19 protein-coding genes are annotated in these 19,949 nt (G+C 73.1%); 14 read left to right on the top strand and 5 right to left on the bottom strand.

The features are described from left to right. Positions 1–17: 17 nt before the first annotated feature. The gene (locus tag ACI2LW_RS20825; RefSeq protein ID WP_404732684.1) at positions 18–1,373 is read right to left on the bottom strand and encodes a ferric reductase-like transmembrane domain-containing protein; all 1,356 of its coding nucleotides are present in this window, start codon (positions 1,371–1,373) and stop codon (positions 18–20) included. A gap of 151 nt (positions 1,374–1,524) precedes the next feature. Between ACI2LW_RS20825 and ACI2LW_RS20830 the strand changes: the two genes are divergently transcribed. Then, entirely contained in the window at positions 1,525–2,256 is a 732-nt protein-coding gene (locus tag ACI2LW_RS20830; RefSeq protein ID WP_404732685.1) for a response regulator transcription factor, read from the top strand. 89 nt (positions 2,257–2,345) lie between these two features. Further along, entirely contained in the window at positions 2,346–3,932 is a 1,587-nt protein-coding gene (locus ACI2LW_RS20835) for a sensor histidine kinase (protein ID WP_404732724.1), read from the top strand. A gap of 27 nt (positions 3,933–3,959) precedes the next feature. Here the strand turns inward: ACI2LW_RS20835 and ACI2LW_RS20840 are convergent, their stop codons facing one another. After that, positions 3,960–4,547 (bottom strand): pyridoxamine 5'-phosphate oxidase family protein, encoded by a 588-nt coding sequence (locus tag ACI2LW_RS20840; RefSeq protein WP_404732686.1) that lies wholly within the window; start codon positions 4,545–4,547, stop codon positions 3,960–3,962. Between the two features lie 562 nt (positions 4,548–5,109). Here ACI2LW_RS20840 and ACI2LW_RS20845 point away from each other — a divergent pair. From ACI2LW_RS20845 to ACI2LW_RS20865, 5 genes are all read left to right on the top strand, one after another. Then, positions 5,110–6,303, top strand: a complete 1,194-nt coding sequence (locus tag ACI2LW_RS20845) for an argininosuccinate synthase (RefSeq protein WP_404732687.1) — start codon at positions 5,110–5,112, stop codon at positions 6,301–6,303. A 189-nt stretch (positions 6,304–6,492) separates the two neighbouring features. Continuing rightward, entirely contained in the window at positions 6,493–7,926 is a 1,434-nt protein-coding gene (gene argH / locus ACI2LW_RS20850) for an argininosuccinate lyase (RefSeq protein ID WP_404732688.1), read from the top strand. Positions 7,927–8,020: 94 nt separating this feature from the next. Continuing rightward, positions 8,021–8,992 carry an aldo/keto reductase gene (locus tag ACI2LW_RS20855; RefSeq protein WP_404732689.1) on the top strand — a complete coding sequence of 324 codons (972 nt, stop codon included), beginning with the start codon at positions 8,021–8,023 and terminating at the stop codon, positions 8,990–8,992. Between the two features lie 224 nt (positions 8,993–9,216). After that, the gene (locus tag ACI2LW_RS20860) at positions 9,217–9,762 is read left to right on the top strand and encodes a TetR/AcrR family transcriptional regulator (protein ID WP_404732690.1); all 546 of its coding nucleotides are present in this window, start codon (positions 9,217–9,219) and stop codon (positions 9,760–9,762) included. Between the two features lie 2 nt (positions 9,763–9,764). After that, positions 9,765–11,288: an MFS transporter gene (locus tag ACI2LW_RS20865; protein ID WP_404732691.1), complete on the top strand. Its 1,524-nt coding sequence runs from the start codon at positions 9,765–9,767 to the stop codon at positions 11,286–11,288. 65 nt (positions 11,289–11,353) lie between these two features. Here ACI2LW_RS20865 and ACI2LW_RS20870 read toward each other — a convergent pair whose 3' ends face one another. Continuing rightward, positions 11,354–12,025, bottom strand: a complete 672-nt coding sequence (locus tag ACI2LW_RS20870; RefSeq protein ID WP_404732692.1) for a lysophospholipid acyltransferase family protein — start codon at positions 12,023–12,025, stop codon at positions 11,354–11,356. Between the two features lie 464 nt (positions 12,026–12,489). On the opposite strand from ACI2LW_RS20870, the gene ACI2LW_RS20875 reads away from it, so the two are divergent. The 3 genes from ACI2LW_RS20875 (at position 12,490) to ACI2LW_RS20885 (ending at position 14,931) form a co-directional block, all read left to right on the top strand. Then, complete coding sequence (locus tag ACI2LW_RS20875) at positions 12,490–13,734, top strand: glycerophosphodiester phosphodiesterase (protein WP_404732693.1); 1,245 nt, start codon at positions 12,490–12,492, stop codon at positions 13,732–13,734. Between the two features lie 147 nt (positions 13,735–13,881). Then, the gene (locus tag ACI2LW_RS20880) at positions 13,882–14,388 is read left to right on the top strand and encodes a sigma-70 family RNA polymerase sigma factor (protein ID WP_404732694.1); all 507 of its coding nucleotides are present in this window, start codon (positions 13,882–13,884) and stop codon (positions 14,386–14,388) included. 45 nt (positions 14,389–14,433) lie between these two features. Further along, positions 14,434–14,931 (top strand): GNAT family N-acetyltransferase, encoded by a 498-nt coding sequence (locus ACI2LW_RS20885; RefSeq protein ID WP_404732695.1) that lies wholly within the window; start codon positions 14,434–14,436, stop codon positions 14,929–14,931. Between the two features lie 172 nt (positions 14,932–15,103). Here the strand turns inward: ACI2LW_RS20885 and ACI2LW_RS20890 are convergent, their stop codons facing one another. Continuing rightward, positions 15,104–15,550: a hypothetical protein gene (locus tag ACI2LW_RS20890; protein ID WP_404732696.1), complete on the bottom strand. Its 447-nt coding sequence runs from the start codon at positions 15,548–15,550 to the stop codon at positions 15,104–15,106. Next, positions 15,531–15,890: a hypothetical protein gene (locus tag ACI2LW_RS20895; RefSeq protein ID WP_404732697.1), complete on the bottom strand. Its 360-nt coding sequence runs from the start codon at positions 15,888–15,890 to the stop codon at positions 15,531–15,533. Before ACI2LW_RS20895 ends, ACI2LW_RS20890 begins: the two co-directional genes overlap by 20 nt. Positions 15,891–16,383: 493 nt before the next feature. Between ACI2LW_RS20895 and ACI2LW_RS20900 the strand changes: the two genes are divergently transcribed. The 4 genes from ACI2LW_RS20900 to ACI2LW_RS20915 all read left to right on the top strand — a co-directional run bounded on the left by ACI2LW_RS20900 (position 16,384) and on the right by ACI2LW_RS20915 (position 19,921). Continuing rightward, positions 16,384–17,427, top strand: a complete 1,044-nt coding sequence (locus tag ACI2LW_RS20900) for a methionine ABC transporter ATP-binding protein (protein WP_404732698.1) — start codon at positions 16,384–16,386, stop codon at positions 17,425–17,427. Continuing rightward, positions 17,424–18,158: a methionine ABC transporter permease gene (locus tag ACI2LW_RS20905; RefSeq protein WP_404732699.1), complete on the top strand. Its 735-nt coding sequence runs from the start codon at positions 17,424–17,426 to the stop codon at positions 18,156–18,158. Before ACI2LW_RS20900 ends, ACI2LW_RS20905 begins: the two co-directional genes overlap by 4 nt. A gap of 113 nt (positions 18,159–18,271) precedes the next feature. Further along, positions 18,272–19,114, top strand: a complete 843-nt coding sequence (locus ACI2LW_RS20910; RefSeq protein ID WP_404732700.1) for a MetQ/NlpA family ABC transporter substrate-binding protein — start codon at positions 18,272–18,274, stop codon at positions 19,112–19,114. Positions 19,115–19,282: 168 nt separating this feature from the next. After that, positions 19,283–19,921: a GNAT family N-acetyltransferase gene (locus tag ACI2LW_RS20915; RefSeq protein WP_404732701.1), complete on the top strand. Its 639-nt coding sequence runs from the start codon at positions 19,283–19,285 to the stop codon at positions 19,919–19,921. Positions 19,922–19,949: the final 28 nt, after the last annotated feature.

Raw genomic sequence — 19,949 nt, forward strand, 5'->3', positions numbered from 1 at the left:
GACCATCCTCGCGGTCCTCACAGTTCGAACGACTCGTGGTGGATACGGCGGTCGGGCACCCCGGCGGCGCGCAGCACCTCGTACAGGTCCTGGGCGAAGGAGTGCGGGCCGCACAGGTACACGTCGTGCCCGGCCAGGTCCGGCACGGCGGCGCGCAGCGACTCGGCGGTGAACCGCGGACGCTCCCCGCGCGGGCCGTCGAGCGCGTACAGCACCCGCTCCCCGCGCCGGCGCGCGATGGCCTCCAACTCCCCGCCGAGCGCCAGGTCCCGCGCCGTGCGCGCCCGGTACAGCAGGGTGACCCGGCCGGGCAGGGTCTCGAACAGCGCCCGCAGCGGGGTGATGCCCACCCCGGCCCCGATCAGCAGCGCCTTGGAGGAGGTGCGCCGCTCGGCGGTCATCGCCCCGTAGGGCCCCTCCGCCCACACCCGGGTGCCGGGCCGCAATCCGCGCAGCCGGGCGCTGTGGTCGCCGAGCGCCTTCACGGTGATGCGCAGCAGGTCCGGGCGGGGCGGTGCGGACAGGGAGTACGGCGTCGACGTCAGGCCCAGGCCCGAGCACAGGAACCGCCAGCGGAAGAACTGCCCCGGCCGCGCGCCCAGTTCGTCGAGCCGGTGACCGCGCACGACCACCGAGCACACCCCCGGGGCCTCGTGGTGCACCGCCTCGACCCGCATCCGGTGCCGCAGGTTCAGCCGCACCGGCGTGAGCACCCGGAACCACAGCACCAGCGCGGCCACGCCCAGGTACAGCGCGTACCAGGCGGCCGTGGCCACCGGGTGGCCGTGGAGGTCGCCGCCCAGCGCGAGCTGGTGACCGAAGGCGAGGAAGACGGCGGCGTAGGTCAGCAGATGCGCGTAGTACCAGAACTCGTGGCTGGTGCGGCGGCGCACCGCGCGCGCCGAGGTGACGCCGACGGCGAGGAGGCTCACCGTGCCGGCGGTCGCCTTCAGCATCTCCGGGAAGTCCACGACTACCGTGACAGCCTCGTGCACCAGCGGGGCGCCGTCCTGCGCCGCGTACCCGGCGACGATCAGCACGACGTGCGCGAGGAGCAGGAACACCGTGTACCGGCCGGCCGCCCCGTGCCAGCGCGCCACCCGGTCCGAGCCCACCCGCCGCTCCAGCACCGGCACCCGGGCCATCAGCCCGACCAGCACCGCGCAGGCGTAGCCGCACAGCAGCCCCGTGATCCGCCCCGCGCCGGTCAGCCGGCCCGCCGCTCCGACGACCGAGGGGGTGTCGTACCACCACAGTCCGATCACCGCGGCGGCTCCGGCCCACAGCAGCGCGAGCACCGCCCCCGCGGGCGACCGCCGGGCGGCCACCGGCACGGGCGGTGCCGCGGACCGCCGCTCGTCCACCGTCGTCATCCCCTCGCGTCCCTTCTCCCGTCCGGGACGCAACTGTGCGGGCCGAACCTTTGAGGCCGCTCTCAATCCGGGGCGGTACGCCCAGCTCACAGAAAACTCAGAGGAACCGCAGGTCCGGACGGGCCGCGGGCCGGGGGATGCTGGAAGGGCGATGAACACACCACGCCCCTTGCTCGCCCGCCCCGACGGCACCCCCGTCCGGGTCCTTGTCGTCGACGACGACCCGGACCTCGCCGAGGTCCTCTCCGGAGCCCTGCGCTACCAGGGCTGGGAGGTCCGTACCGCCGGCGACGGGGCCTCGGCCGTCGCCGGGGCCCGCGCGCTGCGGCCCGACGCCGTGGTGCTCGACGTGATGCTCCCCGACACCGACGGCTTCGCCGTGCTGCGCGAGCTGCACGCCGTGCGGCCGGACGTGTGCGTGCTCTTCCTCACCGCGCGGGACGCGGTGGAGGACCGCATCGCGGGGATCACCGCCGGCGGCGACGACTACGTGACCAAGCCGTTCAGCCTGGAGGAGGTGGTCGCCCGGCTGCGCGGGCTGCTGCGCCGCGCCGGGATGGCCCGGCAGGCCGAGGACGGCCCGCGCGTGACCGTGGGCGACCTGGTCATGGACGAGGACGCCCGGGAGGTCGCCCGCGGCGGGGAGCTGATCGAGCTGTCCCCGACCGAGTTCGAGCTGCTGCGCCTGCTGATGCACAACCCGCGCCGGGTGCTGAGCAAGGCGCAGATCCTCGACCGGGTGTGGTCCTACGACTTCGGCGGCAAGGCCCATGTGGTCGAGCTGTACATCTCCTACCTGCGCAAGAAGGTGGACGCGGGCCGCGAGCCGATGATCCACACGGTGCGCGGGGCCGGGTACGTGCTGAAGCCGGCGGCCCGGTGAACGCGCCGCGTTCCGGGACGGGCGGCCGGGGCAGGGCCGGGTCCGGGCGCCGCGCCCCCGGTGCCGGCGGACGGCTGCGGGCGGCGCCGGTGCGGGCCCGGCGTCCGCTCGCCCGGCTGCCGCGACCGCGCACCCTGCGGGCGCGGCTGACCGCGGGCCTGGTCGTGCTGCTGGCGATCAGCTGCGCCGCCGTCGGGGTGGCTGCCGTGGTGGAGCTGAACGGCTTCCTGACCAGCCGTGTGGACCAGCAGCTGCGGGATGTCGGCGCCCGCTTCCCGGCCAGCCTGGAGCACGGCGCCGTGCCGCGCGACGACCACGACGGAGACGAGCACGGCGACACCCGCCGCCAGGCGTCGGGCACGCTCGGGGTGCGCCTGGCCGGCGGCGCGGTCACCGACGCCGCGGTGGTGCCCGAGGCGGACGCCGACCACTCCAGCGGCCCGGCCGCGCGCCTGACCGCCCGGGATCGGGCCGCACTGGCCGGGGTGCCGGTCGACGGCCGCTTCCACACCGTCCACCTGTCGGCCCTGGACCGCTACCGGGTCGTCGCCACCCGGGGCCCGGACGGCGACGTGCTGATCACCGGGCTGCCGCTGGAGCCGGCGGAGACGGTCGTGCACCGGCTGGAGGCGGTCGCCGTCGTCGTCTTCGGACTGGCGCTCGCGATCACGGGCCTCGCCGGGGCCCTGTGGGTGCGCTGGTCGCTGCGTCCGCTCAGCCGGGTCGCCGCCACCGCCGCCCGGGTCAGTGAGCTGTCGCTGGCCAGCGGCGAGGTGGCGCTGCCGGCGCGGGCTCCCGAGACCGATCCGCGGGGCGAGGTGGGACGGGTGGCCGCCGCGTTCAACCGCATGCTGCACCACGTCGAGGACGCCCTCACCAAGCGGCAGGCCGGCGAGGAGCGGCTGCGCCGCTTCGCCGCCGACGCCAGTCATGAACTGCGCACCCCGGTCGCCTCGGTGCGCGGCCACGCGGAGCTCGCCCTGCTGCATCCGGGGCCGGTGCCCCCGGAGGTCACCCGGGCCCTGGAGCGCATCGCGGCCGAGTCGGCGCGGATGGGCGAGATGGTCGACGAGATGCTGCTGCTGGCGCGCCTGGACGCGGGCCGCCCCCTGGAACGGCGTCCCGTCGACCTGACCCGGCTGGTCCTGGACGCCGTGACGGACGCCCGGGCGGCCGGGCCCGGGCACGGCTGGACGCTCGAGTTGCCGGAGGAGCCGGTGATCGTGACCGGCGACGCCCACCGCCTCCAACAGGTGTTGGCCAACCTGTTGGCCAACGCGCGTTTGCATACGCCCGTGGGCACCAAGGTGACGGTGAGCCTGGAGACCGGGAGCGCGGCCGGAAGCGGGGACGCCTTGGGGAGCGGGGACACCTCCGGGAGCGGTGGCGGTGGCGGTGGCGGTGGCGGTGGCGCCGGGACCGGGGCCGGCGGCGGTACGGCCGTCCTCGGAGTGCACGACGACGGCCCGGGTGTCCCCGCCGAGATCCAGCCCGGCGTCTTCGAGCGCTTCACCCGCGCCGACCGCCGCCGTGCGGAGCCGTCCGGCGGCGGCGGAGCGGGCCTGGGCCTGTCGATCGTGGCCGCGGTGGCGCAGGCGCACGGCGGCGGCGTCGGCCTGGAGAGCCGTCCGGGCTCGACGACGTTCACCGTGCGGCTTCCCATGGGCGGCGGCTAGCCGTCCGGAAGGCTCAGGCGCGTCGGCTCAGAGCGCGGCCGGCGGCAGCGGCAGGGGAAGCCCGGGCAGTCCGTCCAGACTGGTGGCCACGTGCTCCTTCTTGGCGAAGTACGCGCTCAGCGAGGCGTCGTCCTCCCGGGCGAAGCGCTTGCCGTGCAGGTCGCGGTCCTCCTCGTACGCCATGAAGGGCACCGCGTACCCGCAGGTGTCGCGGATCAGCCCGGCCCGGACGACGACGATCGCGCGCAGACCGTGGGAGGCGGGGTCGATGTCCGGGAACCGGGAGAGGAGCTCACCGAAGCGCGGGTCGTCACGGAAGACGGGCTCGCCCCGGCCGTGCACGCGGACGATATTGGGCGGGCCCTGGAACGCGCACCACATGAGGGTGATCCGGCCGTTCTCCCGCAGGTGCGCGATCGTCTCGGCGTTGGACCCGGCGAAGTCCAGATAGGCCACCGTGCGCTCGTCGAGCACGGCGAGGGAGCCCTTGAGGCCCTTGGGGGAGAGGTTGACCGTGCCGTCGCCGGACAGGGGGGCGGTCGCGGTGAAGAAGAGGGGCTGCTCCTCGATGAAGGTGCGCAGCCTGCCGTCTATACGCTCATACGTTTTTCCCACGTCAAATGAGTATCGGCGCATTCCTTTCGTTTGTCTAAGGAATTGCCCGATCCGGTCGTGGACCCGCGGGACTTTCGGTGCGGGGCCGGCCGTGCCGTCCGCCGGTCCGCCCGTCCTCCGGTCCCACCATGGCCGCCCCGGCCGGCGCTTCCTCGGGGCGGCCACGGCTGCCTGTCACCTCACCGCGTTCCCTTGGTGAGCGTGCAGGCGGCCAGGGAGTCCGGGCCCGCTTCGGAACAGCCCCGGACGTGCGGACCTCAACGGGGTCGGGGCTGTCGTCGGTCCGGCGTGGGGGAAGGCGGGGCGCCTGCGCCCGGCGAGGAATACGGGAAGGCGGTCGCCGCGGTTCAAGGAGGTTCCGGAATCACCTTCCCTTGCGACACCCCGGCCCGCCCCGCTGGGCACCCCACGCTGCCGGGCCCGCCTCCGTCCCGTCCCGCCCTGTGCCCGTCAACCTCCAGTGCACCCCCTTCACCCTCAGGGTCACCGAGCCGAGATTGACGAACCATGCAGAGTTCTGCATACTCATGCATATCAGCGAATGCACTGTGAGGAGAAACCCGTGACCGAGCGCGTCGTACTCGCCTACTCAGGCGGTCTGGACACCTCCGTCGCCATCGGCTGGATCGCCGAGGAGACGGGCGCCGAGGTCATCGCCGTGGCGGTCGACGTGGGCCAGGGCGGCGAGGACCTGGACGTCATCCGCAAGCGCGCCCTCGCGTGCGGCGCGGTCGAGGCCGAGGTCGCCGACGCCAAGGACGAGTTCGCCGACGAGTACTGCCTGCCGGCGATCAAGGCCAACGCCCTCTACATGGACCGCTACCCGCTGGTCTCGGCCCTGTCCCGGCCGACGATCGTCAAGCACCTGGTCGCCGCCGCCAAGAAGCACGGCGCCACCACGGTCGCCCACGGCTGCACCGGCAAGGGCAACGACCAGGTCCGCTTCGAGGCCGGCATCGTCGCGCTCGCCCCGGACCTCAAGTGCATCGCCCCGGTCCGCGACTACGCCATGACCCGGGACAAGGCCATCGCGTTCTGCGAGGAGAAGAACCTCCCGATCGCGACCACCAAGAAGTCCCCGTACTCCATCGACCAGAACGTCTTCGGCCGCGCCGTCGAGACCGGCTTCCTCGAGGACATCTGGAACGCCCCGATCGAGGACATCTACGAGTACACCCAGAACCCGGCCGTGCAGCGCGAGCCCGACGAGGTGGTCATCACCTTCGAGGCGGGCGTCCCGGTCGCCGTCGACGGCAAGCCCGTCACCGTCCTGCAGGCCATCCAGCAGCTCAACGAGCGCGCCGGCGCCCAGGGCATCGGCCGGATCGACATGGTCGAGGACCGCCTCGTCGGCATCAAGTCCCGCGAGGTCTACGAGGCCCCGGGCGCGATCGCGCTCATCACGGCCCACCAGGAGCTGGAGAACGTCACCGTCGAGCGCGAACTGGCCCGCTACAAGCGGCAGGTCGAGCAGCGCTGGGGCGAACTGGTCTACGACGGCCAGTGGTTCTCCCCGCTCAAGCGCGCCCTGGACGGCTTCATCGACGAGGCCAGCCGGCACGTCACCGGCGACATCCGGATGACCCTGCACGGCGGCCGCGCCGTCGTCACCGGCCGGCGCTCGCAGGAGTCGCTGTACGACTTCAACCTCGCCACGTACGACACCGGCGACACCTTCGACCAGTCCGCGGCCAAGGGCTTCATCGACATCTACAGCATGTCCTCGAAGATCGCCGCCAAGCGCGACCTCGCCTAGGGCGCGACCTCGCCCGGGCGCGGCCTCGCCCAGGGCGCGGCCCGTCCTCCGGGCGGACGGCGCTGCTTTCGCGACACGCCCCAGCCCCGGTCCCGTACGGTCTTCCGCACCAGCCCGGCAGCCGCCTCCTCACGCACGCCGTGGGGAGGCGGTGGCACATCCACCCGCCTTCCCGGAGGAGCAACGCAAGTGAGCAGCAACAGCGGTGACGTACGACTGTGGGGCGGCCGGTTCGCCGACGGCCCCGCCGAGGCCCTGGCCAAGCTGTCCGCGTCCGTCCACTTCGACTGGCGGCTCGCGCCCTACGACATCGCCGGCTCCCGCGCCCACGCGCGCGTGCTGCACAAGGCGGGCCTGCTCACCGACGACGAGCTGACCAGGATGCTGGACGGCCTGGACCGGCTCGAAGCCGACGTGGCGTCCGGCGACTTCACCGGCACGATCGCCGACGAGGACGTGCACACCGCCCTGGAGCGCGGCCTGCTCGAGCGGCTCGGTCCCGACCTCGGCGGCAAGCTGCGCGCCGGGCGGTCCCGCAACGACCAGGTCGCCACCCTGTTCCGCATGTACCTGCGCGACCACGCCCGGATCATCGGCGGTCTGCTCGCCGAACTCCAGGACGCCCTGATCGGTCTCGCGGAGGCCCACCCGGACGTGGCGATGCCCGGCCGCACCCACCTCCAGCACGCGCAGCCCGTCCTGTTCGCCCACCACGTCCTCGCCCACGTGCAGGCCCTGTCCCGGGACGCCGAACGGCTGCGCCAGTGGGACGAGCGGACGGCCGTGTCGCCGTACGGCTCGGGCGCGCTGGCCGGCTCCTCCCTCGGCCTGGACCCGGAGGCGGTCGCCGCGGACCTCGGCTTCGAGCACGGCAGCGCCGGCAACTCCATCGACGGCACCGCCTCGCGCGACTTCGTGGCCGAGTTCGCCTTCATCACCGCGATGATCGGCGTGAACCTCTCCCGGATCGCCGAGGAGATCATCATCTGGAACACGAAGGAGTTCTCCTTCGTCACCCTGCACGACGCCTTCTCCACCGGCTCGTCGATCATGCCGCAGAAGAAGAACCCCGACATCGCGGAGCTGGCCCGCGGCAAGTCCGGCCGGCTGATCGGCAACCTGACCGGCCTGCTCGCCACCCTCAAGGCGCTCCCGCTCGCGTACAACCGGGACCTGCAGGAGGACAAGGAGCCCGTCTTCGACTCCTGCGACCAGCTGGAGGTGCTGCTCCCCGCCTTCACCGGCATGATCGCCACCCTCACCGTGCACCGCGAGCGCATGGAGGAACTGGCCCCGGCGGGCTTCTCGCTGGCCACGGACATCGCGGAGTGGCTGGTCAAGCAGGGCGTGCCGTTCCGGGTGGCGCACGAGGTGGCCGGCGAGTGCGTCAAGGCGGCCGAGGCGGAGGGCAAGGAGCTGGACGAGCTGACCGACGAGCAGTTCGCCAAGATCTCCGCCCACCTCACCCCCGAGGTGCGTACGGTCCTCAGCGTGCCCGGCGCCCTCGCCTCCCGCAGCGGACGCGGCGGCACCGCCCCGAGCGCCGTGGCCGTCCAGCTCGCCGAGGTCCGGGCGGACGTGGCCGCGCAGCACGCCTGGGCCACCGCCAAGCGGAAGAAGTAGCAGGCCAGACGCCGAGACGCGGAGGGCGGCGCGGGTTAGGTTGGTCCACAGCCGGACCGTCAGGAACCGGACCGCAGCCGAAACGGAGCCCGCGATGCCCTTCGCCCGACTGGCCTCAGCCACGACTCCCACCTGCCACATCGGCCTGGGACTCGCCGCCGTCGGGCGGCCCGGTTACATCAACCTCGGCCGGGACCGCGACCTCCCGGCCGACCGCACCGTCGACGCCCTGCGCGAGCGCACCCACGAACTGCTGGACGCCGCCTACGCGCAGGGCGTCCGCTACTTCGACGCGGCCCGCTCCTACGGCCGCGCCGAGGAGTTCCTGGCCGGCTGGCTCAAGGCCCGGCCCGACGCCGACGACGTCGTCATCGGCAGCAAATGGGGCTACACCTACACCGCCGACTGGACCACCGACGCCGCCACGCACGAGGTCAAGGACCACAGCCTCGCCACCTACGAGCGCCAGCGGGCCGAGACCATGGAGCTGCTCGGCGACCGGCTCGACCTCTACCAGATCCACTCGGTGACCCCCGACAGCCCCGCCCTGACCGACAAGGAGCTGCACGCCCGGCTGGCCGAGGACGCCGCGCAGGGCCTCACCGTCGGGTTCTCCACCAGCGGCCCGGCCCAGGCCGACGCCATCCGGGCCGCCCTCGCCGTGACGGTGGACGGCGAGCCCCTCTTCCGTACCGTCCAGTCCACCTACAACGCCCTGGAGACCTCCGCGGGCCCGGCCCTCGCCGAGGCGCACGACGCCGGGCTGACGGTGATCGTCAAGGAGGGCATGGCCAACGGCCGGCTCGCCGAGCCGTACGCCCCCGAGGCGCTGAAGGCGGTGGCCCGGGAGACCGGGCTCGGCTGCGACGCGGTCGCCCTCGCCCTGATCCTGAGCCGCCCGTGGGCGGGAGTCGTCCTCTCCGGAGCGGCCACCGTGGGCCAGCTCGCCTCCAACCTCCACGCCCCCGCCGTCGACCTCGACGCGGACCGGCTCGCCCGCCTGGACGCGCTGGCCGAGGACCCGCGCGCCTACTGGGAGCGGCGCGCGCAGCTGCCCTGGCACTGAGAGCCGGGGCAGCACCCTCCCGCACCGCACCGCACCGCGCCGCGCCCGGTCCGGCACGGAGCCGGGGCCGCACACCCCGGCCCCGCAACCTTCCCGGCCCCGCAACGCTCCCGGCCCCGCAACGCTCCCGCGCCGCACCGCACTGACGCACGTCCGACGGCCGTCGCTGAGACTCGCATGCACCGCATGAGACATTGATGTCTCACATGCGGTAAGGTTGTCTCATGGCCGTCCACCGTGACCACGTGCTGCGCAGCGCAGCCGACCTGCTCACCCGGAAGTCCACCGCCACCATGGACGAGGTCGCCAAGGCGGCCGGGATCAGCCGGGCCACACTGCACCGCCACTTCGCCGGGCGGGACGCCCTGGTCCGCGCCCTGGAGGCGCTGGGCATCGCGGAGTGCGAGGCCGCGGTGGACGCCGCCCGGCTGGAGGAGGGCTCCGCGAGCGACGCGGTGCGCCGGCTGGTGCGCGAGATCCAGCCCGCCGCGGGCCTCCTCGCCTTCCTCTACGGCGAGAACCAGCTGTGGGAGGGCGAGCGGCAGCACGACGGCTGGGTGCGGCTCGACGCCCGCATCGGCGCCGTCTTCGAACGCGGCCGCAACAGCGGCGAGTTCCGCGCCGAACTCACCCCCGCCTGGCTCACCGAGGCGCTCTACGGGCTGATCGCCTCCTGCGCCTGGGCCGTGCAGGACGGCCGGGTGGCCGCCAGGGAGTTCCCCACGATGATCGCCGAGCTGCTGCTCGGCGGCGCACTGCGAAGAGAGTGATCATGACCAGCACCCTGCGGCCGGCCCAGGTGCCCGAGGCGGTGCGGAGCCGGAGCCGCTGGCTCGCGCTCGCCGTCCTCGTCCTGGCCGTGCTGCTGGTGGCCGTCGACGCGACCGTCCTCGGCCTCGCGACCCCCTACATCAGCGAGGATCTCGGGCCCTCGGGCACCCAGCTGCTGTGGATCGGCGACGTCTACTCGTTCGTCATCGCCGGACTGCTCGTGTCCATGGGCAGCCTCGGCGACCGCATCGGCCGCAAGCGGATCCTGCTCGGCGGGGCCACCGCCTTCGGAGCGGTGTCCGTGCTCAACGCCTACGCCGGCAGCCCGGAGCTGATGATCCTCGCCCGGGCGCTGCTCGGCGTCGCGGGCGCCACCCTGATGCCCGCCACCCTCGCCCTGATCCGCAACCTCTTCCACGATCCGCGCGAGCGCAGCCTGGCCGTCGGCATCTGGGGCGCCACCGCCTCCGCCGGCACGGCCGTCGGGCCCATCGCCGGCGGGTTCCTGCTCGAGCACTTCTGGTGGGGCTCGGTCTTCCTGATCAACCTGCCCGTGATGGCGGTGCTCGTCCTGGTCGGCGTCCGGCTGCTGCCCGAGTCCCGCAACCCCGACCCGGGCCCCTGGGACCTGGTGAGCGTGGCGCTGTCGCTGCTCGGGACCGTCGGCGCGGTGTACGCCGTCAAGGACGCCGCCGCGCACGGGTTCACCCCGGCCGCCCTGGCCGCCGGGGTGGTGGGCGCGGCGGCGCTGTACGGGTTCGTGCGCCGCCAGCTGACCCTGCCGAGGCCGCTGCTGGACATCCGGCTGTTCCGCGACCGGGGCTTCAGCGGTGCCGTCCTCGCCGATCTGCTGACCGTGCTCGGCATGTCGGGCCTGGTGTTCTTCCTGTCCCAGTACCTGCAACTGGTGCAGGGCAGGCGGCCGTTCGAGGCGGGTCTGGCGGAACTCCCGGCGGCGGTGGGCGCGGTGGCCGCCGGACTGGTGGCGGGCCGCGCGGCCCGGCGCTTCTCGGTCAGGGCCGTGGTCTCCGGCGGGCTGGCCGCCGTCGGCCTGGCGCTGGCCGCGCTGACCACGCTGAGCGCCTCGACCGGCTACCCGCTGCTGGGCGCTGCCCTGCTGGTGGTCGGCGTGGGCGCGGGGCTGTCCTTCACGGTGACCGCCGACGTGATACTCGCCGGGGTCCCCAAGGACCAGGCGGGTGCGGCCTCGGCGGTGTCCGAGACGGCGTACGAACTCGGCGCGGCCCTCGGCATCGCACTGCTCGGCTCCATCGTGACCGGTGTCTACCGCGGCTTCGCGGGTCCGGACGGCACCCCCTCCGAGGCCCGCGAGTCACTGGGCGGCGCGGTGCGGGCGGCGGCGGGCCTGCCGCCGCGCACGGCGGACGACCTGCTGACCGCGGCCCGCGACTCCTTCGTCCACGGCCTGCACCTGGCCTCGGGGGCGGGCGCCGCGGTGCTGCTCGCCACGGCGGTGGCGGCGTGGTTCCTGCTGCGGAACCAGCGCCTGGGAGAATCCTCCTGAGGACCGGCACCCGCACCCGGCGCGAACCGGCCCGTCCGCGCCGTCCCCGCCCGTCCGCCGGAGGCTCAGGCCGCCTTCGCCTTGGTGGCGTACATGTCCACGTACTCCTGGCCGGACAGCCGCATGACCTCGGCCATCACCGAGTCGGTCACCGCGCGCAGCACATACCGGTCGCGGTCCATGCCCTCGTAGCGCGAGAACTCCATGGGCTCGCCGAAGCGCACGGTGACCCGGCTCGGCCGCGGGATGCCCGCGCCGCCCGGCTGGATCTTGTCCGTGCCGATCATGGCGAACGGCACCACCGGCGCGCCGGTCATCAGCGTCAGCCGCGCGATGCCGGTACGCCCCCGGTACAGCCGGCCGTCGGGCGAGCGCGTGCCCTCGGGGTAGATGCCGAAGACCTTGCCCTCCTCCAGGACGCGGCGGCCGGTCATCAGCGCGGCGACGCCGCCCTTGCCGCCGTCCCGGTCCACCGGGATCATGCCGACGCCGGTGAAGAACCAGGCCATCAGCCGGCCCTTGAGCCCCTTGCCGGTGACGTACTCGTCCTTGCCGATGAAGAAGACCTGACGGTCGCAGACCAGCGGGAGGATCATCGAGTCGATGAACGTCAGGTGGTTGCCGGCGAGGATGACGGGGCCGTCGCCCGGAATGCGCTCCGCGCCCTCCACCCGTGGGCGGAACATCAGGCGCATGATCGGTCCGAGCACTGCCTTGATGAGCGCGAAGCGGGACAACGGGCCCTCCGGTGTCAAGGGATTCGGTATGAGTCTGTGCAGGTGAGGACGATACTCGCGGCCCGGGGCCGATTGCACATCGGGCTCACCACGTCTTACGTACTGTTGACGTACGTTTACCTGCGCGGGTGCCTGCTCCCACCCCGGCAATCCGCGCGCAACGTGTGACGCACCTCGCGCATCGCCGCCATTTTCCGGATTTCCCGGCGTCCGCCCGGTATGCCGACGAACCGTCATCCCTTCGGCCCCGCACGACATCCCGTGTCACCCCGGTGTTCGGCACGCGGTCTCCCGGCGGTCACTCCCGTGCACCTACCATCTGCCGTCTGGCGCGCACGCACGGACGCACGCACGAACGCACGCACGGCGCACGCACGGACGCACGCACGCACGGCGCACGCACGCACGGACGCACGCACGCACGGACATGCACGGACGGACGAGACGGGACGCGGGAGGCGCTCATGGGGACGCAGGGGCCGAAGGAGCGGGACGGGGCCCGGCAGGCGGACGCGCGGGAGCGCACGACGGGGCGCCGGGCGCTGCTCGGGGCGGCGGTGCTCGGAGCGGGCGGGGCGGTCCTCGGGCTGCCGGCCACGGCGGACGCCGCACAGGGTGCGGTGGCCTCGCGGCGGACCGCGCCGGGCGGGGCCGCGGGCCACGGGGCGGGCGGGCTCGGAAGCCTGCCGGTGCCGACCGTCATCGGCCACCGGGGCGCCAGCGGCTACCGCCCCGAGCACACCTTCGGCTCCTACGAGCTGGCCCTGGACCTCGGCGCCCATGTCGTGGAGGCCGGGGACCTGGTGCCCACCCGGGACGGCCACCTCGTGTGCCGGCACGAACCGGAGATCGGCGGCACCACCGACGTCGCCGACCACCCCGAGTTCGCCGGCCGGAGGACCACCAAGATCCTCGACGGCGTGCCCACCACCGGCTGGTTCACCGAGGACTTCACCCTCGCCGAGCTGAAGACGCTGCGCGCGGTCGAGCGCATCCCCGCCAACCGCCCGCACAACACCCTCTACAACGGCCGCTGGCAGATCCCCACCTTCGAAGAGGTCCTGCGGTGGCAGGACGAGCAGACCCGCAGGCGCGGCCGGCCGGTGTGGATCTACCCGGAGACCAAACACCCGACGTACTTCCGCAAACTGGGCCTCGGCCTGGAGGAGCGGGTCGCCCGCCTGCTGCGCAAGCACGGCAAGGACGGGCGGAACGCGCCGGTCATCCTCCAGTCCTTCGAGCCGACCAGCATCCAGCGGCTCAACCGCCTGGTGGACAACCCGCTCGTGGTGCTGCTGTCCGGCGCCGGCACCCGGCCCTACGACTTCGTCGAGGCGGGCGACCCGCGCACGGTGGCCGACCTCATTACCCCCCGGGGCCTGCGCGAGATCGCCTCCTACGCCCAGGGCATCGGCCCCACCGTCGACCTGGTCATCCCCAAGGACAAGGACGGCAACCTGACCGAGCCCAGCACCCTGGTGCGCGACGCGCACGCCGCGGGCCTCCTCGTGCACCCCTACACCGTGCGCAACGAGAACCCCTTCCTGCCGCCCTCGTTCCGCAAGGGCACGGCCGCCGACGCCTACGGCGACGTCTTCGGCGTGTTCCAGGCGTACTTCGCCACCGGCATCGACGGCGTCTTCACGGACAACGCCGACACCGGACTGCTCGCCCGCGAGGACTTCCTGCGCCGCCGGGCCGACGGCTGACGCGGCGCGGGCCGGCTCCGGGCCCCGCGCGGGACCCGGAGCCGGCCCGGAGGCCGATCCGTCAAGGCCCGGCCTCCGCGCCCCGCCCAGGGGTGAACCCCGGCCGCTCCGGCAACCCGCGCCGGGGCGGCCCTCGTCGTAGCGCACATGACGCACGACCTGCTCACCGCCCTGCGGCCGCTGCTCGCCGCCGAGGCCGCGGCCGAAGCGCCTGCCGGCGGAACCGAACCGGGGGACCTGGAGCAGGCGGTCTGGCTGCGGCTGCTGGAGCGCCTCCGGGCCGGCCGCCCGCCGCACGACCCGCCGGGCTGGCTGCGCCGGGCCGTGCGCACCGAGGCGCGCCGCGCCCGCCGCACCGCCGGCCACGAGCGGCCGTACCGGACCGAGCCCGCCGACGACGGCGAGCGCGGCCCGGAACAACTCGCGCTGGCCGCCGCCCGGCACGGCGCCCTGCGCGACGCGGTGCGCCGGCTGCCCGGGCGCTGCCCCCGGCTGCTCCAGGCCCTGTTGTCGCCGGCGGACCCCACCTACCGGGAGATCGCGGGGGAGTTGGGTATCTCACAGGGCAGTCTCGGCCCGGAACGCTCCAGATGCCTGGGTTGTCTGCGGCGTTTGCTCGCCGCGGAGGTTGCGGCCCGCGAAGTGCGGGGATAGGAGTGAGGGACGACAGATGATCAGGTGAGCGGGAGGCGTGCGCACATGGGCATGAGCGTGACCATCTCTGCGGCGGCCGGGCAGGACGCGGAGCAGATCTTCAGGTTGCAGTACCTGTGCTTCCAGAGCGAGGCCGCCCTGTACGGCAACTACCGCATCGACCCGCTCGTCCAGAGCCTCGACTCCGTGCGCCGGGAGGTCGCGGAGGACTGCGTGTTCGTGGCCCGGCTCGGCGAGGAGGTCGTCGGCTCGGTGCACGGCCGGCTCGGTGAGGACGGCGCCGCCGCCATCGGCAAGCTGTGCGTCCACCCACGTCTGCAGGGTCACGGCATCGGCGCCCGCCTGCTGCGCGCCGCCGAGTCCGCGCTCGCCGAGGAGCACGGCGCCACCAGGTTCCGGCTGCACACCGGCCACCGCAGCGAGAGCGGTCTGCGCCTGTACCGGCGCGTGGGCTACGAGACGGTGGGCAGGTCCCGGGGCGCGGACGGCGTCGAGATGATCGTGCTGGAGAAGCCGGCCGGGACGTACGCGAAGACCGCCTGAGCGCGAGACCCCCGGCCGGGCACGGCCGGGGTGACCGGGCGATCGCGGGCCGGGGCCCGGTGCCAGGAAACGGGCCCGGGACGAGGGCAAGGTTACGGCCGCCCGGACCGCCGCTGCCCGTACCTCCCCGCGCACCGAGCGCCCGCGCGCCGAAGCGCCGCGAGCCCGTGCGTCAGGCCGCGTCCGTCCTGCCCGGGCGCGCCCTGCGCAGCCAGTACAGCGCGGACAGCGGCAGCAGCACCGGGATGAAGACGTACCCCATGCCGTAGTCGGACCACACCGTCGCGTCCGGGAAGGCGGACGGCTCCACCAGCGTCCACGTGCCCACGATCAGCACGCCCGCGAGCTCGGCGGCGCAGCACACCAGCGCCGCCCTGCGCGCCCGCTCCCCGCCCCGGACCAGGGTGTACGTGATGAACCCGTAGACCACGCCGGCCACCGCCGACAGCGAGTAGGCGAGCGGCGCCCGGCCGAAGTCCGTGGCGATCTGGTAGGCCGAGCGCGACACCGCGCCGACGACCATCACGCCGTAGAACCAGACGAGCAGCATGCCCGGCCCGCTGATGAGCCGCTTCGGCCCCTGTCCGACGGAGGTCACCTCAGCCTCCCCAGATGTCATACAGCCGCACCTCCAGCACGGCGAGGACGACACCGCCCGCCGCGACGGTCACCGAGCCCCAGCGGGTGCGCTCGGCCAGCGACATGAAACCGGCCGCCGGCACGCACGCGAAGGCGCCCAGGAGATACGCCACGAAGATCGTCGTGCCCTGGTCCGCCTTCTCGCCCCGCGCCAGCGCCACGAGACCGATCACCAGCTGGACCAGGGCCAGCAGCGACACCACGGCCATCCCGATGAAGTGCCAGTCCTTGGTCGGCTGGTCCCGGTAGGCGGCCCAGCCGCACCAGGCGGCGAGCAGCAGCGCGGCGACGCCGGTCACCAGCGTCAGGGCATCAAGCATGCAGCGACCCTATTACGGCGCTAAGGGCGCTTCGGTCCCGGCCCCGGCAGGGTGCGGACGGCGGACCCGGCGACCGTGGCGCCGGCCACAGCGGCAGGCCCCCGGGCCGGGGCCGGCGCGGACCGGTGTCCACGCATGTCCACTATCCGGACAGCGATGTCCGGTCACCAGCCCGCGTCTGGTTTACTGATCCGTATGACCACGACGAGCGACCGCATTCCGGCGACCGAGGCGACCATGACGCCCGGTGCTCGTTGTATGTGTCGAATGTGCGCCTTCTAGAGGGCCCCCGCACCATCCGAGCCTCGCGCCCCGAAGCGAGACGCCGTGGTACGTCCATGCCGCGGCGTATGCCGCACGCGACCCACGCCTGAAGGCACACCCGTTCTCCCCGGTTCCACCGCGCAGCCGGGAGCCGAGTCGCGTCCCTGAACGAACGCCCCCCTGCCCGGGCACACCCACGCCCGCGCACTCGACAGTGACGGAAACCCACGTGATCACCACATCGGGCCTCACCAAGGTCTACCGCTCGCACGGTCGCGAGGTCACCGCCCTCGACGGCGTCGACCTGCACGTCCGCGAAGGCGAGGTGTACGGCGTCATCGGCCAGTCCGGCGCCGGCAAGTCCTCGCTCATCCGCTGCGTCAACCTGCTGGAACGCCCCACCGCCGGCACGGTCACCGTCGCCGGACAGGACCTCACCGCCCTGGCCGGACGCGGGCCCCGGGCCGGCAAGGAGCTGCGGCGGGCGCGCAGCCGGATCGGCATGGTCTTCCAGCACTTCAACCTGCTGTCCTCGCGCACCGTGCGGGACAACGTCGAGCTGCCGCTGGAAATCCTCGGCAAGTCGGGGAAGGAACGTTCCCGCAGGGCGCTCGAACTGCTCGACCTGGTCGGGCTCGCCGACAAGGCCGCCGCCTACCCGGCCCAGCTCTCGGGCGGCCAGAAGCAGCGCGTCGGCATCGCCCGCGCCCTGGCCGGCGACCCCAAGGTGCTGCTGTCCGACGAGGCCACCAGCGCCCTCGACCCCGAGACCACCCGCTCCATCCTCCAGCTGCTGCGCGACCTCAACCGGCAGCTCGGCCTGACCGTGCTGCTCATCACGCACGAGATGGACGTGGTGAAGTCGGTCTGCGACTCGGCGGCGCTCATGGAGCGCGGCCGGATCGTCGAGTCCGGCACGCTCGGCGAGCTGCTCGCGACGCCGGACTCGCAGCTGGCCGCCGCGCTGTTCCCGGTGGGCGGCGAGTCCACCGGCGAGGACCGGACCGTCCTGGACGTCACCTTCCACGGCGAGGCCGCCACCCAGCCGGTCATCTCCCAGCTGTCCCGCACCTACAACATCGACATATCGATCCTCGGCGCCGCCATCGACACCGTCGGCGGCCTCCAGGTCGGCCGGATGCGCATCGAACTGCCCGGCCGCTACGAGGACAACGTGGTGCCCGTCGGCTTCCTGCGCGAACAGGGCCTGCAGATCGACGTCGTCGACCGCCCGGCCACCGAGGCCGTGCTGGTGAAGGAAGGTGCCCGGTGACCTGGTCCGAGACACAGCCGCTGCTGTCCCAGGCGTGTTGGGACACCCTCTACATGGTCGGCTGGTCCACGCTCATCGCCGTCGTCGGCGGGCTTCCGCTCGGCGTCCTGCTGGTCCTCACCGACCGCGGCGGACTGCTGCAGAACGTCCTCGCCAACAAGGTCATCGGGCAGGTCGTGAACATCGCCCGTTCCATGCCCTTCATCATCCTGATGGTCGCCCTGATGGGCTTCACCCGCTGGATCACGGGCACCACCATCGGCCGCGAGGCCGCGATCGTGCCGCTGGCCATCGGCGCCATCCCGTTCTTCGCCCGCCTGGTGGAGACGGCCGTCCGCGAAGTGGACGGCGGGCTCGTCGAGGCCGTGCAGGCCATGGGCGGCAACACCTGGACCGTGGTGCGCAAGGTTCTCGTACCCGAGTCCCTGCCGTCGCTGATCTCCTCGACCACCACCACGGTCGTCGCCCTCATCGGCTACTCCGCGATGGCCGGCACCGTCGGCGCCGGCGGCCTCGGCGACATCGCCATCCGCTACGGCTACCAGCGCTTCGAGACCCAGCTGATGTGGATCACCGTGGGGATCCTCGCCGTGGTCATCTCCCTCATCCAGTTCGCCGGCGACTTCGCGGCCCGCTCCCTGCACCGGCGCAGCGGCCGCTCCGGCCCCGCGCCGAGGCTGCGGCTGCTGAAGGCGAAGGAGCCCGCCGCCGAGGTGGGCCAGGCCGCCTGAGCACCGCCGCCCGGGCCCGGCCCGGGCGTGCCGTGCCGTCCGGGCCCGGCCGCCCCCTACAGACCCCCCGTCCACCCACGACGGGTCGCACCACCCAAGGAAAGGCACTTTTCGTGCGCAACACCGCCAAGATCACCACCGCCGTCCTGGCCGCCGGAGCCCTCACCCTCGGGCTGTCGGCCTGCGGCTCCGGCTCCGACTCCGCCTCCGGCAAGTCCGGCGCCGACGCCGCGCTGACGGTCGCCGCCACCCCCACTCCGCAGGGCGAGATCCTCACCTATGTGAAGGACCACCTGGCGAAGAAGGCCGGCCTGAAGCTGGAGGTCAAGGAGTTCACCGACTACGTGACCCCCAACACGGCCGTCCAGCAGGGCCAGGTCGACGCCAACTACTTCCAGCACAAGCCGTACCTGGACGACTTCAACAAGAAGAACGGCACCGACATCGTGCCGGTGCCCGGCGGGTCCGTGCACCTGGAGCCGCTCGGCGTCTACTCCAAGACGGTCAAGAAGCTCGCCGGCCTCGAGCAGGGCGCCACCGTCGCCCTGCCGAACGACACCACCAACGAGGCCCGCGCCCTGAAGCTGCTGGAGGCGAACGGCGTCATCGGGCTGAAGTCCGGCGCCGGCTACTCGGCGACCCCCAAGGACGTCACCTCCAACCCCAAGGGCCTGAAGTTCAAGGAGCTGGAGGCGGCCCAGCTGCCGCGCTCCCTCGGTGACGTCGACGCCGCGGTGATCAACGGCAACTACGCCCTGGAGGCCGACCTCAGCCCCGCCAAGGACGCCATCGCCGCCGAGTCCGCGAAGGACAACCCCTACGCCAACTTCCTCGCGGTGAAGAAGGGCAACGAGAACGACCCGCGGGTCGAGAAGCTCGCCAAGCTGCTGACCTCGCCCGAGGTGAAGAAGTTCATCGAGGACAAGTACCAGGGCGCCGTCGTCCCGGCGTTCTGATCCGCCCGCGGCACCCGCGTGCCGCCGCGCACGGCAGCGGCGTTCCGCCACGCACGGGGTCCGCACCCTCACCGGGTGTGGACCCCGTGGTGCGGTGCGGTGGTTTCATGCTGCATGCTGGGCAGTTCAGCAGGTCCTGAAGGTTCACCGAAGGTTACGGAGTGGCGCATGACGAGCACCTTCCCCAACGTCTCCATCAGCACGGAGCGGTTGGTACTGCGCCCCTTCGAGGAGTCGGACATCCAGGCCTTCGCCGAGATGATGAACGACGAGCTGGTCACCGCCTGGACCTCCGTGCCCCACCCCTACACCGAGGCCGACGCCCGCACCTGGATCACCGAACTCGCCCCGGCCGAGCGTGCCGAGGGCCGCGGCATCGTCTTCGCCGTCGACGAGTTCCTCACCCAGCGCCTGGTCGGCACCGTGCATCTGCGCAACACCGACTGGCGGGTGCGCTCCACCGAGATCGCCTATGTCATCGCCCCCTGGGCACGCGGCGAGGGGTACGCCTCCGAGGCCGCCCTGGCCACCGCGCAATGGGTCTTCCGCGACCGCGGCTTCGAGCGCCTCGAACTGCGCACCGCCGCCGACAACACCGCCTCCCAGCAGGTCGCCCAGAAGATCGGCTGCATCAGCGAGGGCGTCCTGCGCGGCGCCTGGATAGCCCGCGCCAGAAACGGGCAGGGCGAGTGGACCGACGTCCGTACCGACCTCATCGTCTGGAGCCTGCTGCCCGAGGACCTCGAGGGCGTCGGCGGCCAACTGGCGGACACCGGCGATTTCACGTCGTTCGCCGACTGGAACTGACGAAGCCGGCGGCGGCACGCCACGGGGG

It is taken from the genome of Streptomyces sp. NPDC004065, assembly GCF_044903565.1.
In the GTDB taxonomy this organism is placed as follows: domain Bacteria; phylum Actinomycetota; class Actinomycetes; order Streptomycetales; family Streptomycetaceae; genus Streptomyces.

What these genes read in the sequence shown, in the direction of transcription:
- ACI2LW_RS20825 (WP_404732684.1), bottom strand. Translation starts at nt 1,373, where the DNA reads ATGACGACGGTGGACGAGCGGCGGTCCGCGGCACCGCCCGTGCCGGTG.
- ACI2LW_RS20880 (WP_404732694.1), top strand. Translation starts at nt 13,882, where the DNA reads ATGACGCACGACCTGCTCACCGCCCTGCGGCCGCTGCTCGCCGCCGAG.
- ACI2LW_RS20890 (WP_404732696.1), bottom strand. Translation starts at nt 15,550, where the DNA reads ATGACATCTGGGGAGGCTGAGGTGACCTCCGTCGGACAGGGGCCGAAG.
- ACI2LW_RS20830 (WP_404732685.1), top strand. Translation starts at nt 1,525, where the DNA reads ATGAACACACCACGCCCCTTGCTCGCCCGCCCCGACGGCACCCCCGTC.
- ACI2LW_RS20865 (WP_404732691.1), top strand. Translation starts at nt 9,765, where the DNA reads ATGACCAGCACCCTGCGGCCGGCCCAGGTGCCCGAGGCGGTGCGGAGC.
- ACI2LW_RS20860 (WP_404732690.1), top strand. Translation starts at nt 9,217, where the DNA reads ATGGCCGTCCACCGTGACCACGTGCTGCGCAGCGCAGCCGACCTGCTC.
- ACI2LW_RS20885 (WP_404732695.1), top strand. Translation starts at nt 14,434, where the DNA reads ATGGGCATGAGCGTGACCATCTCTGCGGCGGCCGGGCAGGACGCGGAG.
- ACI2LW_RS20915 (WP_404732701.1), top strand. Translation starts at nt 19,283, where the DNA reads ATGACGAGCACCTTCCCCAACGTCTCCATCAGCACGGAGCGGTTGGTA.
- ACI2LW_RS20895 (WP_404732697.1), bottom strand. Translation starts at nt 15,890, where the DNA reads ATGCTTGATGCCCTGACGCTGGTGACCGGCGTCGCCGCGCTGCTGCTC.
- ACI2LW_RS20855 (WP_404732689.1), top strand. Translation starts at nt 8,021, where the DNA reads ATGCCCTTCGCCCGACTGGCCTCAGCCACGACTCCCACCTGCCACATC.
- ACI2LW_RS20875 (WP_404732693.1), top strand. Translation starts at nt 12,490, where the DNA reads ATGGGGACGCAGGGGCCGAAGGAGCGGGACGGGGCCCGGCAGGCGGAC.